A 12,387-nucleotide genomic window follows, 5' to 3' on the forward strand; every position below is an offset into this window, starting at 1 on the left:
AAAAGCCCGGAGCATCGCTCCGGGCTTTTCGCTTGAAAGAGACTACCAGTGGCGCCAGTGGTGATGGTGCCGGTAGTACGGTCCGCCGCCGTAATAGCCGTAGGAGCCCGGCCCGTAATAATAGTCGGGGCCGTCGTAATAGCCGTAGCGCGGGCCGTAATAGCCGTACGGATGGGACGCTGCGACCGCACCCGCGGTGATCGCGCCGGCGGCGAGGCCGAATGCGAGGCCCGGGCCAATGCCGCGCCCGCGCGCCTCGGCAGGCGCAGGGGCCGCAACCGCGGTCACGCCAACGGCTGCGACGGTGGCCAGAACTGCCAGTGTTTTTTTCATGCTCTCCTCCTTCGCGTCTCGCGGAGATAACGACGAGCGCCTGCGATGGTTGCGCGCAGGGCGCGGAACCGGCCACAGCAAAAAAGGTCGATCCAGCCGGAACGAAATCGCCGGCCGGGGATTGCCTCCTCAAGTGCGGGAGCCTCCGCCATCCGGGTCGAGGCGACAGCACGAAGCCCCGTCAGCATCTCCGCGATGCTGGCGGGGTTTTCAGTTTCACGGGAGCAGATGGCAGCAGACCACTATTGCTGCCAGCGGGGCGAACGACCGAGGAGGAGAGTTTGCCGTTATCCGCTTTGCTGGCCCGAATCCGCAGGCTGGTTCCCAGATCCGACGATCAGCACTACGATGAGATCGTTCGCAGCTTCGGTGTCGGGACGCTGCACCCCCCGCCGACGCCGATGAGCGACGGCGAGCTGGCGCGGGCGATCGCCGAGTTCCTGAAAGAGCAGCCGTCGAGCGAATCCGTCGCGACCCTCGGCCGCCGGCTCGACCCCTCTTCTCCGCTTTGAGTTTCCTTCGAATTTCTTCCGCATTTCTTGGCAAGAGCACGGAACCAGAAATGCGCGCGGACGTTGAATCCCCCTTCACGCAGAGAGCGGAAGAGGCCCGACATGCCCGCGTGGCTCGAAGTTTTGCTCAATTTGTCCGGCTATGCCGGTTTCGTGGCGCTCGCCTCGCGCGGCACCGCGAGCCCGCAGTTGCCGGCAGACGATCGCATGTACAGCGACGATCGCTAGCGCCGCTTTAATTGGCGTGCGCCGCCTGGCCCGCCGTGCGCACCAGCCGGTCGGCCTTGACCGCGACGCGCGTGTCCTCGAGCTGCGGCCGCAGCGAGAAGCTGATCACCAGGAAAGCGAGACAGAACAGCGCGCCGACGATGGCGACGCGCCGGTAGGTCTGTCGGTCGCCTTGGTAAAAGGACGGCTCTGAAAAAGGTGTCATGATAAAATGCTTCTTGGCAAAGGTCGTTTCTTGCTTGTCCTTGCCAGACACCTACCGCAACGAGCGACAAGCGCAACGCGATTGGGCTTTTAACCTAACCGAATAGGGTTATCGGCTTCCGCGCAAATGATCGTTAGGAGTTTGCGGAGCGCCTGCGATTTCCAGCGAGCCGCTTGCCATATCGCAGGAAGCCGAAGCGACCGCAGCCTGGCGACCGGCTTTGTTCCAGCTTCGACACCATTTCGTTCTCGAAGAACGAATCGGAATTGAAGAAATCGGCGCGGAGCAACTCTTAACAAAACGTGCGCGCAGGCACGACGATCGGCTCACGTCGCATCGGGAGACGAGGCCTCGGGAGATTTCGATCCCGGCGGCGGCACTTGCGGCACCGACGGCTTGCCGTTGCGCAAGCGTGGGTGTCGATCGTACCAGAACACTTTCGCGATCTCGGCGAGAAACCAGCACGCATTCATGTCGCTCTCCCTCGCCTCACTCCTTACGGAGGAGGCGCGGGCGGGACTGTGCGAAGCATCACGTTGTCTCGTCTTGATGTGTGTGGCCGCATCGCGCGCGGCAGGCGCAACATGTTCTGCATCCGACTCCATTTCGTTCTCAAGGAACGAATCGGAGTCGGAAAAATCAGTGCGAAGCGATTCCTAACGATCGATGAAAGCGCGCGACGCAACCTCTTCAGCGGCGTGACTCGCCGTCGGCACAATCTTCGGCGGCAGGAATTTCGAGACGACCGCAAACACGATGACGATCTCGCGGCAAGGTTCGCATCGAAAGCTGTTGGCGGACGTTGCCATCATCGGCTTGGCGCATCGCGGGCATGTCATGCAGCCTAACGCTGACGGCACATATTCGTTTCCTGAAGCATCAGCGGCGAATGCTCGCGCCGGCAACCACACCCGCTGAGACGAACTTCAAGTTGATCGCCTCGTCGCCCCTGCGAAAGCCGCCGATCAAGCGCGAGCCGTCAGACCAGACGGCGCTTGCCGGGTCCCCTGGTGTCGTCGGCGTCCGCCAGAACAGATCAAGCCGCCCGCTTCACTTTCTCCTTTTCCGAGAAGCATTCCAGGATCTGGATGCGGAGCTCTTCCGCAGCCGGGCCCTCGAGCTTCCTGAGCTCGTTCCAGAGCCTGATCACTTCGCGCTGTTTTTCGACGGTCATGAGTCCACCTCCCAAGCGGTCCTTAAGGCGGCTCACTAGAACAAAATGAGAACAAAAAGTCCAGTCCCTCGCGCGCGATTTCCGGCATGTCGCGTTGAACCTTTTCAACGCCGCGTGGACCCATGGAAGCTGGGGATTTCAGCGCCCAGTCATATGGCAGCGCTGCGGTGAACGAACATATTCCGTCATCGCGGCGCTGTTGCTTTTTGGGTTTTCAACTTTAAGTTAGAAGCACGGCTGGCGGCCAGGCGCTGAAATCCCAATGCCGTCAGCCAAGAAGAGCCCCGTGCGAAAGCGCGGGGTTTTTCTTTGAGGGCAACAGCTGCCTGCCAAGGTACAGCGGGTCGTAACGGGAACGAATCTTCCAACATTCGCATTGACCCGCCGAATGAGGCGGCATCCCGCGTTTCCGCGTCCGGCCCCAGAGCCGATGCCCCGCGCCCTTCACGATCGAGGCGCCCATGATCTGCGAGTTCTGTGAGACCGAGATCCCGATCGGCCTTTCGGTCTGTCCGGCTTGCGGGAAACCGCAGAGCGCGCCGGGACGAACCGACCGGCGCGCTCTGTGGTTCGTCCTGATCGTCGTGGTGACGTTCGGCACCGCCGTCGCCGAGCATCACCTTGTCTTCAGCCATTGATCGTTGCGGCATCGCCCGCCGCAACGACATCGCCAGCGCCTTAGACGGAGTCCTTGGCCACCTTCAGCGGCGAGGCCTTGACCGACTTGCTCGCCGGCTTGGCCGCGAACTGCATCGGCTCCTTGGTGAAGGGATTGACGCCCATGCGGGCTTCGGTCGCCGGCTTGTTCACGACCGACATCTTCACGAAACCGGGAATGACGAACTCGCCGGACTCGTTGAGCTCCTTGTAACCAACCGTCGCCATGTACTCGATCACCGACTTCACGTCGTTCTTCGAAAGCTGCGTGCCCTCGGCAATTGCATCAATCAATTGAGTCTTCGTCATCTTCGCCATGTCTGAATTCCTTTTGTGCGCGCGAGCAACTCTGCTGGGGACGCGGCCTGAAGCGCGGGGGCGCGCTGATTTCATGCCAGTGGTCATGAAGTGACGGGGCTTAGAACCCATCGAGGCCGAAAACGCAAGCAGGGGTTCTGCGGGGTTCCCTACTTCCTGTGAAGATGCCGCAGGACCTTCCGTTTTTCGCTTGAACCATTTTGCGGCTGGCGCGTCATATCATTGAAGTCCCCAAAGAAATCCCCAAGCTTCACCCCACCAGAAAGCCCCGCTTCCCCCAGGCGGGGTTTTCGCTTTTGGGGGCATGGTAGAACGGCCCGGCTGCCTATAATGGTCTGAAGGTTTCTCGTGGGGTGCTCATGAAGGTCGCTATCGTCATCGCAGGTTTGATCGTTGTGGCCGTCGCAGCCCTCGTCGCGATCCAGCCGAGCTTCCTGAAGCCTGCGTCCCTCGCCCTCGTGAAGAAGTCTGACATCTTCGGCTTCTCGCCCGGGATGACATTCGACGAGACCAGCAAGCTCGTCAGTCAACGCCGCTATCTCTGCCGCCGGAGCCGCGACTCCTACACCTTCGAATGCGACATCAACGGCGCCAAGGTCACGGTCGACAGCGAGGAGGCCGACGCCAGGCACCCGATCTGGTGCGTCAAGGCGGAGTTGAACAATCCGGGGGCACAGGACGCCGCCGTCAAATCGATCTCCGACCAGTTCAACGCGCAGGCCATCAAGGACCGGGAGGGATGGACATGGATCGTCGGCCGCGGGCTCAAGCTGAGTTATGACGGCCTCGCCTTGAACCTCGTGGACGAGGCCGCGGAGGCCCGGCTTCGCAAGGACGAAGCAAAGCGCTAGAGCGTGAAGTCACCTCGTCGTGAAACTTGTGGCTCGGCACGCCTTGTTGACACTTCAGTAACCCAACGCCGCCAAGCTCCATTCAGTCTCGTTGCGTTGGAGTAACCCCACAGTGCTGGATTTTGACGAGCTGCGTGAACTCGCGGCTGATGTTCGTGTTTTCGTCGACGTCGCCGAGGACAAGGCCGAAGCACTCAGGGCCGTCATCGCGGCCTATGACGTGGTGCTGGCAATCTTCCCCACTGACGAGGGCATGGGCCTTCACGTCATCAAGGGCAAAGAGATCCTGGACAGGATTGCAACATCACGCAGCCATGCGATCTACAGCCACACGGCGATCGCGGTCCCCGACCTGCAACACGCCCAGGCGCTCAAGCTGCTGACGGCCCCGGTCGAACAACGCATTGCGGCCTGATCGAAGGCGGCGGCTCCAGCGGCCATTGCCGGGCGATGCTCTGCATCGCCGGGCGAACCCTGCGGGCCGAGCAGTTCGGCCGCCTCGCCCCGCAACTGACAGCCCCCATGCTTCGGCTAGTCGCGAAGCCGGTTGACGATCTGGAGCGGGATCCATGATCCCAGCACGATGACGATCGCAACGAGTGTGACCACGACATACTTCACCGGATTTTGCGAGGACGCGAGCGAACCTTCGAGCTGAAGGTACGGCAGCATCGCGTCCATGCCCATTCCGATGAGCGCAACCCCAAGCAGGCCGCCAAAGGCGGCGGCGACGATGTTGACGACCCAGCCGATTGCGCCGCGTCCGTTCGACCAGGCCTCGTAAATCGCGACAGCCAGCACGACGAGGGCAAGCACCAGCATGAAGCTCATCGAGCCGCCGACGCTCGACGTCGGGCCGAAGACCTCCAGCAGCACCACGGCCGCCACCGCAAGCAGTGTGATCGTCTTCACGACGCTCCCCCGTTAGTGCCCAAACAACAAGACCACAGAGCCGATCGCGATGCAGACAAGACCGAAGACGGCCGTCGCGATCTCGACGGCGTTTTCCAGGCCGAAGAACCTGACGACCGCGCTCCATGCGGCAGACAGGAGAATATCCACGATCGCGCTAAGCAGGGCATGAAGCATAGCAATTGGTCGCGCCGCCGGCGTTGGGGTTCGGTGACGGTGTATCAAATTCATCAGCCGTCGCCCCTCAGCATGAGCAAGATTATGGTGACAGTGCTGGCCTGCTCACCCGCAGGCTCTGCGGATTCGGTCCACGCTTGGCTGGTCTGTTTCCACCAGCCGCTTCCCCTGGCGCGCCCGCCCCCTGCCCCTCCTGCCCGTTTCCTGCTATCTCCTGTCCCCGCCGTCCCGGCCCAAAGCAAAACCCCACCCGTTCCAGGGAGCAACAACCATGCGATACCTCCACACCATGCTGCGCGTGCGCAATCTCGATGTCGCGCTGAAATTCTATGTTGATGCTTTCGGGTTGAAGGAGGTGCGGCGGATCGAGAACGACAAGGGGCGGTTCACGCTGGTGTTCTTGTGCTCGGCGGACGATCTCGAGGCGCTGAAGAAGCAGCCGCAGTCGCGCGGCGCGCCGCTGGTCGAGCTCACCTGGAATTGGGACGAGGAGAAGTATGGCGAGGATCGCTTCTTCGGCCATCTCGCCTATGAGGTCGACGACATCTACGCCACCTGCGCACAGCTGATGAAGGCCGGCGTCACCATCAACCGTCCGCCGCGCGACGGCAACATGGCCTTCGTCCGTTCGCCGGACCTGCATTCGATCGAGCTGCTGCAGAAGGGCGAGCCGAAGCCGCCGCAGGAGCCCTGGGCGTCGATGCCCAACACCGGCCACTGGTAGGTTCGAGACGCTGGAACAAGCCCTCGCCGCCTGCGTTCACTCTCCGACAATGCGATTGGAGGAGAAAATCATGGGACGCGGAATTCTATTGTGGATGCTTGGCGTGCCGATCCCGGTGATCATTCTGTTGTGGCTGTTCTTCGGCCGCTGAGCGACGGGTTCAACTTGCCGGTTTGTTTCGCAACGAAAGCTCCGCCTCGGGCGGAGCTTTTTGCATGAGAGGCGCGCCGCAATCGCGCATCGCTCCGAACGGCGAATTCCGCTATCACCCGCGGCAAGCGACAACGCCGCGGGAGACGCTCCATGCCTGACACCAAGCTGACGATCTGGGGCCGCGCCAATTCGGTCAACGTGCAGAAGGTGCTGTGGTGCCTCACTGAGCTCGCTTTGCCCTATGAGCGTATCGACGCCGGCATGAGTTACGGCCGGACCCGCGAGGCCGACTATCTCGCGATGAACCCCAATGCGCGGATCCCGACGCTGGCCGAGGGCGACTTCGTGCTGTGGGAGTCCAACTCGATCATGCGCTATCTCTGCCTCGCGCATGGAAGCGGCACGCCGATCTACCCGGAGGCGCCGAAGAGCCGCGCATCGGTCGACCGCTGGCTCGACTGGACGCTGTCGACGGTGCAGCCGGTCGACCGCCCGGTGTTCTGGGGCATCGTGCGCACGGCGCCCGCCGAGCGCGACATGATCCAGGTGCAGCGCGATGCCGATGCCGCCGCCGAGGTCTGGGCGATCGCCGACCGCCTGCTCTCCTCGCGCCGCTTCATCGAGGGCGATGCGTTCACGCTCGCGGACATCGCGCTCGGCTCCTATGCCCGCCGATGGCTCGGCGTCGAGGGCATCACCCGGCCGGCACAGCCGCACCTGACGCGCTGGCTCGCCGAGCTCGGCAAACGGGCCGGATTTGCACAGCATGTCGCACCGCCGATGTCGTGAGCCGGCAGGGCTGCATAAGCCGCGGTGAGAGCGCGATGAATCCGCGCTTCGGCGCAATCCTCCGGCGCCAACTCAGCACTTGACGCTACTGTGCATGGGGTTGTTTTCGCGTTTTTGTTTTGGCTCAGCGCCAGCCGCGCTCGACCAGCAGCACGCAGACGATCAGCACCAAGGTCACCACCGCGGTCGCCAGCCGCGCCGTCCAGCTCAGGCCGCGGCCGACCCACCACAGCAGCGCGCAATACATCAGCACGGGAACGATGAGGTCGAGGCGCAGCAGATCCACTGGCATGGGCCTCTAGCGCCTCACGGTGGTGTCGATGCTGATCGAGCCGCCGATCTTCACGCAGGTCCCGGTGCTCTCCACCATGACGAAGCGCGGGCCGTAAGTGGCGCAGGAGCCCGCTCGTGTCTTCCCGCCCGCACCCTTCAGCGGCACGGCCGAGCCTGCCTTCGGCTGCTCGGCAGTCGGCAGACGCAGGGCTTCCGCCGCGGCGGCGGACGTGGCGAAGAACGGGATCAGGATGAGGAGCGACACGCGCATGGCGGCCTTCTAGCCCGGACGGGCGCCGCGCGCCATCGGGGCGGCCGCGGCCGCGATCAGATGAACTTGATGCCGGCTGATTTGCCGCGGCGCCAGACCACCTGGCAGCTCCGCCCGGTGCGTGCATCGCGCGCGAAGGCGAGCCGGATCACGCCCGGGAGCTGGCTCGCGTCCTCGTCCAGCGTGATCTTGGCGCCGGAATCCGAGATGTCCTGGACCAGACAATGGCGCGCGGCGAAGCCACCGTCGAGGGTGATCCAGGCATGCTGCGACAGCAGCTTGCGGGCTGGGCGCTTTTTCGGCGGTGGCATTGGCAAAGATCTCCCCCTCCAGCGCTACTCAGGGAACCCTAAGAAACCGTTGAAATCGCCTCCGGATCACCCCGGGGCCGGCGCTGTCCACCGGGGACAAAAGACCGGTCCCGGACGGCTTGCCCGGAGCCAGAAAGGCCACTATACGTTCGCCCGCTGCAAGCCGCCGGGTTCGACTCGGCCGGCCAGCGGCTGTGCCGGGGATAACGGCAGGGCCCTGCGTTTGCTCCCTTCGTCTATCGGTTAGGACGCCACCCTTTCACGGTGGAGAGAGCGGTTCGATTCCGCTAGGGAGCGCCACCTGTGTCGTCACGGCGTTGTTTTCCTTTCACTTTTCGTGATTTTCCCCAAACTCGTGGAAGCGGTTTGGGGAAACTTGTTCGCCCGATGTTCGTTCAGCTTCACCACGGCGCGCTTGCCACCGCGCTTGCGGTCGGCTTCGCGGGTGTAGCGCTCGGCCTCGGCGAGCGTCTTGTGGCCGAGCGCGGCCATGATGTCGTGGGCCGAGCAACCAGCATCAGCAAGCAGACGGCCGAGCGTCTTGCGGAGACCATGGGGCCGGCAGGTTAGATCGGTAATGCCGGCGGCCTGGATGGCATCGCGCATGAACCCGGAGAAACCGTCGACAGTGAATGGCTTTCGCCATTCAGTGACGAGGACGCAGACGTGCTTCCGCGGTGTTGCCGCGAGCGCTTTCTCCAGATCCTCGCTGATCGCCATGTCGACCGCCACGCCGGTCTTGTGGCGGCGATAACAGGCGCCGTCGTCAACCTGGTGCCACGTGAGAAGATGAGTGTCGATGCGGGCGGTGCCCATATTCAGCATCAGTGCGTAGGCGGTGCGTTGCTTTGTGCCGATCGCCCAGCGGCGTTCATAGGCGGCGAGCTCAGCATCGGTCCACGCTCTGATCTCTTTCCCCTTCGGCCTCTTGATGCCGAGCGACGGATCATGTTTCAGCCAGCCCTTTCCGATCGCGTGCTTGATCAGTATCCGGACCTTCTTAAGGGTGTCGAGGGCGGCGCCTGGACGATCGGCCAACGGATCGAGAATGAAGGTTTGGATGCGGTCTTGAGTTAGACCGGCCACCGCACGGTGACCATGGTCGACCCGGATTTGTTCGAGCCGCGATGTATAGCCGTCCTTGCTCGTCTCGCTCAGTGCCGTGTACTGGCCGCTCGCCCTATATGACGCGATTAAAGCGCCGATCGTGCCGGGAGCATCCTTCTTGATGGTTGGCTTCGATGTTTCACCGGCCATGGCGGCGGCATAGGCATCGCGAAATTCCTGGGTGGTTGGATCATCGGGCAACCGGATCCGGGCCCCCTTCCCGATCCTGAACGAAAGATAGGTTTTCCCCTTAACGTGATTTCGGTCGACGTTCGGTGGCAGCTTGCGCGGCATGTCTCAGCCCCATCCCTGGTCTGCGGCGATCGTTTCTTCCTCGCCACGATGAGGTAGAGAGTCTACCGCGGCGTCGAGTTCCCGAACATCCCAGGCAAGGCGCCTCTGCACCAGAACTCTCGGGCGAGGCATTCGCCCCTCTTCGACCATCTTGTCGAAGGTATTCGGGGAAACGCTGATGTACGCGGCGGCCGCGTCGCGCCCGATCAGGCGTGGCGGGAGTGAAGGCGGAAGGGCGGCTTGACGACCCATCAGCCTAGCCCGCAGGTTCGATGTTCGTCCGTTCCTGGAGGATGAGCGGATTTGCAGGAGCGGATTGTTTCGTGTCCGCCGCAACCTGGCCATCCAGAATGCTTTGCCAAAGCAAGGCGGGCACGCGCAGTTTGCGGCCGAGCTTGATGGTCGGCATCTGCCCCGTACTAGCGGCGCGGTAGCTCGCATTACGACCCAGCCCAGCCATTGCTCCAGCCTGAATGACTGAGTAGGTCCGATTTTGTGCTTCGCTTGCCATGGGCCGACCTGTGTTATCTCGTGCCCGAATAACTCAAGCCGTGCCGGTGCGCCTGGTGAGATCCTCAAAACCGTTACAAAAGCATCACATGACAGCCCTCCCCCCTATCCCTCCCGAGCCATTGGAAAGTGAGTTGACGTGGAGCCGGGACGTGCTGGGGTACGAGATAAAAAGGTTTGGACGATTAGGCGCCTATATCCTGGGGCGAAGCGAAAAGACGGTACCGTTAAATCCTTTGGCCGGCGGCCAAACCTATCTTGCTTTCGCCCAAGTAGATTCGGAGGAGAGGCTGTTGCGGTTCGTAGAGCTCCACGGATTGTTGGAGCACAAAAGAACCCCCAAGCCTGTCAGAAGAAAAGCGGACCCACCCTTCGAATTGTTGCCGGAGCAAGCCGATGGGGAAAGAGTCAAAGACCTGCTTGAGCAAGCGCTGCGCTTTCGAGAGGTCCTCCAATGGAACACAAATCGGAGAAAGCGACCCTCCAAAGAGGCGATGGCCTGGATAGAACGATTATTGGAGCCTGAGGGGCTGGGAAGAGTCTATCTGGACCTCGGGTCATCAGCATTAGGCCCCGCGGGAGGATCGCTCCGGCCAGTTTTCAGGCCCGATACGCTTCTGAACGGAATGCTTTGGCAGCTCGCCTTGGCGGTATCGGGGGGCAAACACTTCAGGACCTGCGCGTGGTGCGGCTCGTTGTTCGAGGTTGGCCCTGGCTCAGGGCGGCGCGCCCATTCCGAATATTGCTCACCTGAGCACCGCATCCTTTTCAATAGCCGAAAGAGATCCAGGACAACCCGCGCGCCGGCGCCTTGATCGCTGCGCACCCGGCGATTAGAGCCACTTTTCGACAATCAAGCGATCGTAAGCCGCTCTGATATGGGCTGGCGGCATGATCTGACGCTTTCGCTCGTTCCACCCTTGGACAGCTTTCACAATCTCATCAAAGCTGGCGTCGGACTTTTCGCTGGCGGTCCAATGAACAGTTGCTAATAGCTCCATTCCGTAGGGTGTTTCGAACCCATCGATCAGTCGGCTGATGCGCTCTACTCGCGCGCCAGTCTGATCGTCAGCGTTCTCAACAAGCAGCTTCTCAGCTTCGTCGAGCGCCGGTGCTAAAACCATTATCTCGGATGGCTTCGTTCCATCACCAACCCCCGTCAAGAAAGCTCCGTCCATTTTCGTGAGCACATGACGAAGAGCTGGCGCGTAGGGACCGAACTTGTTCTTTTCGAATCTCAGCGTTCCCAGGTTCTGTCCGGCCGTTTGCAGAAAATAGGCTAGTTTCTGTACCTCGATCTGAGTCAGCGGGTACATCATTTCCCGATAAATCGATAGGAGCTTGACGATCGCCGCTCGGCCCGGAGTCATTTTAGGCGTATTGGCCTCAGGGACGAGCTCTCGGACTCCTTCGCGAGCTGTCGGTGCAAACAACTTGACCTCGACCTCCGGGAGCCCTTCAAACGCTGATTCAATCAAGGGCCTAACGTCTGACCACTCAAGGCCGCCATTCCCGCAACCCAGCGGCGGAATCGCGATCGACTTGATGTTGAGGGCCTTCACTTGCGCGATCAAATCAACCAAACCGCACTCAATGTCGGACATGCGCGACAGCTGACGCCAGTGGCGTTTTGTTGGAAAATTGATGATGTATTTGGGCTCAACAAGGCGGCCATTGTCGAACACGAACATCTTGCAAGGGACTACTTCCTTCCGTTTGCAAGCTGCTTCGTACGCCTTGAAATTTGCAGGCCACTTGCGTCGAAACTGGAGGGCAATGCCTTTTCCCATAACACCGACCGTGTTGACGGTGTTCACGATCGCGTCGACGCGCTGTTCGAGCAGGTCGCCCTCAGCGATCTTTACGGTCATTTGCTGCCTATCAATAGTACCAACCTGGATGCACAACGACTTGAGGCTGCCAGGTAGTTCCCCCCAGTGCGGTACGAACCCGCACCTCCATGTTCGCATTCCGTACCCCGATTTGGGTGATGGCGGCAAGCGGGAAGCGTTCATGGACAAGGAATTCCGCCTGCCGGATCTCCTTACGCTGAGCGTACTTCGTCGGCGAATGGCGGCTGTTCCAAAATTGGCAATAACCCTCTAGCTGAGGATCTTCATAGAAGAGGTCCCACGCGATTTCCTTGAGATCCGCCAGCGATCCGAAAAACCGGGCGTAATGGAGGGCAGCGTGAAGGTCGGTGAATACGTAGGGTAGGCCAAGCTGGGCTACCCGTTGCGCATCAGAAACAAGGTAAACGATATCGTCTTGGCGAAAAGGACAGTTTGGAACGTTGCCGCTGTTGATGGTCAAGAGCATCGGCGACCGCGGTGCGAAGTAGAATGGAACGTAGTCGTGCAGGATTCCGTTCGGGGCTAAGGTAACCTGGCGGCCGGCCCGCCGACCTTGGATGTTTTGATAAGCAATATTAGCGGCTTGGCACCCTGCCTGCGAAACAAGTGTTTTCGATAGCAGGTGCCCGGCCCCGGCAATAGCTGCCAGGTTGGGTATAGCCGTCATGTGAAAGATGAGCGTGGGGTTCCGATAGGTCACTGTCGCTCCTAAGACATAACCGCCTTGACGCTAGT

21 protein-coding genes and 1 tRNA gene are annotated in these 12,387 nt (G+C 61.4%); 8 read left to right on the plus strand and 14 right to left on the minus strand.

What is annotated here, in order from left to right:
* Nucleotides 1–42: 42 nt before the first annotated feature.
* Entirely contained in the window at nt 43–333 is a 291-nt protein-coding gene (locus CIT37_RS21505; protein ID WP_095424187.1) for a hypothetical protein, read from the minus strand.
* 245 nt (nt 334–578) lie between these two features.
* Between CIT37_RS21505 and CIT37_RS21510 the strand changes: the two genes are divergently transcribed.
* Both CIT37_RS21510 and CIT37_RS21515 read left to right on the plus strand, forming a co-directional pair.
* Nucleotides 579–845, plus strand: a complete 267-nt coding sequence (locus CIT37_RS21510) for a hypothetical protein (protein WP_244439101.1) — start codon at nt 579–581, stop codon at nt 843–845.
* 102 nt (nt 846–947) lie between these two features.
* Entirely contained in the window at nt 948–1,073 is a 126-nt protein-coding gene (locus CIT37_RS21515; RefSeq protein ID WP_109866604.1) for a hypothetical protein, read from the plus strand.
* Nucleotides 1,074–1,080: 7 nt separating this feature from the next.
* On the opposite strand, the gene CIT37_RS21520 is transcribed toward CIT37_RS21515, so the two are convergent.
* The 3 genes from CIT37_RS21520 to CIT37_RS21530 all read right to left on the minus strand — a co-directional run bounded on the left by CIT37_RS21520 (nt 1,081) and on the right by CIT37_RS21530 (nt 2,452).
* Complete coding sequence (locus CIT37_RS21520) at nt 1,081–1,278, minus strand: hypothetical protein (protein WP_095424320.1); 198 nt, start codon at nt 1,276–1,278, stop codon at nt 1,081–1,083.
* 326 nt (nt 1,279–1,604) lie between these two features.
* Nucleotides 1,605–1,751, minus strand: coding sequence for a hypothetical protein (locus CIT37_RS21525; RefSeq protein WP_162832226.1), 147 nt, complete (start codon nt 1,749–1,751; stop codon nt 1,605–1,607).
* 563 nt (nt 1,752–2,314) lie between these two features.
* Nucleotides 2,315–2,452 (minus strand): hypothetical protein, encoded by a 138-nt coding sequence (locus tag CIT37_RS21530; protein ID WP_162832227.1) that lies wholly within the window; start codon nt 2,450–2,452, stop codon nt 2,315–2,317.
* 461 nt (nt 2,453–2,913) lie between these two features.
* Here CIT37_RS21530 and CIT37_RS21535 point away from each other — a divergent pair, with 461 nt between their 5' ends.
* The gene (locus tag CIT37_RS21535; RefSeq protein ID WP_154694133.1) at nt 2,914–3,090 is read left to right on the plus strand and encodes a hypothetical protein; all 177 of its coding nucleotides are present in this window, start codon (nt 2,914–2,916) and stop codon (nt 3,088–3,090) included.
* A gap of 40 nt (nt 3,091–3,130) precedes the next feature.
* Here CIT37_RS21535 and CIT37_RS21540 read toward each other — a convergent pair whose 3' ends face one another.
* Nucleotides 3,131–3,427 carry an HU family DNA-binding protein gene (locus tag CIT37_RS21540; protein ID WP_007591377.1) on the minus strand — a complete coding sequence of 99 codons (297 nt, stop codon included), beginning with the start codon at nt 3,425–3,427 and terminating at the stop codon, nt 3,131–3,133.
* Between the two features lie 359 nt (nt 3,428–3,786).
* On the opposite strand from CIT37_RS21540, the gene CIT37_RS21545 reads away from it, so the two are divergent.
* A complete protein-coding gene (locus tag CIT37_RS21545; RefSeq protein ID WP_095424189.1) occupies nt 3,787–4,278 on the plus strand; it encodes a hypothetical protein in 492 nt (163 codons plus the stop codon).
* A 112-nt stretch (nt 4,279–4,390) separates the two neighbouring features.
* Nucleotides 4,391–4,693 carry a hypothetical protein gene (locus CIT37_RS21550; RefSeq protein WP_028144758.1) on the plus strand — a complete coding sequence of 101 codons (303 nt, stop codon included), beginning with the start codon at nt 4,391–4,393 and terminating at the stop codon, nt 4,691–4,693.
* A 116-nt stretch (nt 4,694–4,809) separates the two neighbouring features.
* Here CIT37_RS21550 and CIT37_RS21555 read toward each other — a convergent pair whose 3' ends face one another.
* Nucleotides 4,810–5,190: a hypothetical protein gene (locus tag CIT37_RS21555; RefSeq protein ID WP_095424190.1), complete on the minus strand. Its 381-nt coding sequence runs from the start codon at nt 5,188–5,190 to the stop codon at nt 4,810–4,812.
* Between the two features lie 12 nt (nt 5,191–5,202).
* On the minus strand, nt 5,203–5,367 hold the full coding sequence (locus CIT37_RS21560; RefSeq protein ID WP_154694134.1) for a hypothetical protein: 165 nt from the start codon (nt 5,365–5,367) through the stop codon (nt 5,203–5,205).
* A gap of 271 nt (nt 5,368–5,638) precedes the next feature.
* On the opposite strand from CIT37_RS21560, the gene CIT37_RS21565 reads away from it, so the two are divergent.
* Together CIT37_RS21565 and CIT37_RS21570 are read left to right on the plus strand one after the other, a co-directional pair.
* A complete protein-coding gene (locus CIT37_RS21565; RefSeq protein ID WP_095424191.1) occupies nt 5,639–6,091 on the plus strand; it encodes a VOC family protein in 453 nt (150 codons plus the stop codon).
* 303 nt (nt 6,092–6,394) lie between these two features.
* Nucleotides 6,395–7,033: a glutathione S-transferase family protein gene (locus CIT37_RS21570; RefSeq protein WP_038970231.1), complete on the plus strand. Its 639-nt coding sequence runs from the start codon at nt 6,395–6,397 to the stop codon at nt 7,031–7,033.
* Between the two features lie 124 nt (nt 7,034–7,157).
* On the opposite strand, the gene CIT37_RS21575 is transcribed toward CIT37_RS21570, so the two are convergent.
* The 3 genes from CIT37_RS21575 to CIT37_RS21585 are packed head-to-tail and all read right to left on the minus strand — an operon-like array spanning nt 7,158 to nt 7,888.
* Nucleotides 7,158–7,325 carry a hypothetical protein gene (locus CIT37_RS21575; protein ID WP_085967565.1) on the minus strand — a complete coding sequence of 56 codons (168 nt, stop codon included), beginning with the start codon at nt 7,323–7,325 and terminating at the stop codon, nt 7,158–7,160.
* A gap of 6 nt (nt 7,326–7,331) precedes the next feature.
* Complete coding sequence (locus tag CIT37_RS21580) at nt 7,332–7,577, minus strand: hypothetical protein (RefSeq protein WP_095424192.1); 246 nt, start codon at nt 7,575–7,577, stop codon at nt 7,332–7,334.
* Nucleotides 7,578–7,633: 56 nt separating this feature from the next.
* Complete coding sequence (locus tag CIT37_RS21585) at nt 7,634–7,888, minus strand: PilZ domain-containing protein (protein WP_095424193.1); 255 nt, start codon at nt 7,886–7,888, stop codon at nt 7,634–7,636.
* Between the two features lie 225 nt (nt 7,889–8,113).
* Between CIT37_RS21585 and CIT37_RS21590 the strand changes: the two genes are divergently transcribed.
* Nucleotides 8,114–8,188, plus strand: a tRNA-Glu gene (locus CIT37_RS21590).
* A gap of 9 nt (nt 8,189–8,197) precedes the next feature.
* Here the strand turns inward: CIT37_RS21590 and CIT37_RS21595 are convergent.
* The 4 genes from CIT37_RS21595 to darT form a co-directional block, all read right to left on the minus strand.
* Nucleotides 8,198–9,289 carry a tyrosine-type recombinase/integrase gene (locus CIT37_RS21595; protein ID WP_095424194.1) on the minus strand — a complete coding sequence of 364 codons (1,092 nt, stop codon included), beginning with the start codon at nt 9,287–9,289 and terminating at the stop codon, nt 8,198–8,200.
* A 256-nt stretch (nt 9,290–9,545) separates the two neighbouring features.
* Nucleotides 9,546–9,800, minus strand: a complete 255-nt coding sequence (locus CIT37_RS21600; RefSeq protein WP_152036344.1) for a hypothetical protein — start codon at nt 9,798–9,800, stop codon at nt 9,546–9,548.
* A gap of 832 nt (nt 9,801–10,632) precedes the next feature.
* Entirely contained in the window at nt 10,633–11,670 is a 1,038-nt protein-coding gene (gene darG, locus CIT37_RS21605; protein ID WP_095424197.1) for a type II toxin-antitoxin system antitoxin DNA ADP-ribosyl glycohydrolase DarG, read from the minus strand.
* A 10-nt stretch (nt 11,671–11,680) separates the two neighbouring features.
* On the minus strand, nt 11,681–12,352 hold the full coding sequence (darT, locus tag CIT37_RS21610) for a type II toxin-antitoxin system toxin DNA ADP-ribosyl transferase DarT (RefSeq protein ID WP_244611255.1): 672 nt from the start codon (nt 12,350–12,352) through the stop codon (nt 11,681–11,683).
* Between the last annotated feature and the right edge of the window lie 35 nt (nt 12,353–12,387).

This window comes from Bradyrhizobium ottawaense, assembly GCF_002278135.3.
In the GTDB taxonomy this organism is placed as follows: Bacteria; Pseudomonadota; Alphaproteobacteria; order Rhizobiales; family Xanthobacteraceae; genus Bradyrhizobium; species Bradyrhizobium ottawaense.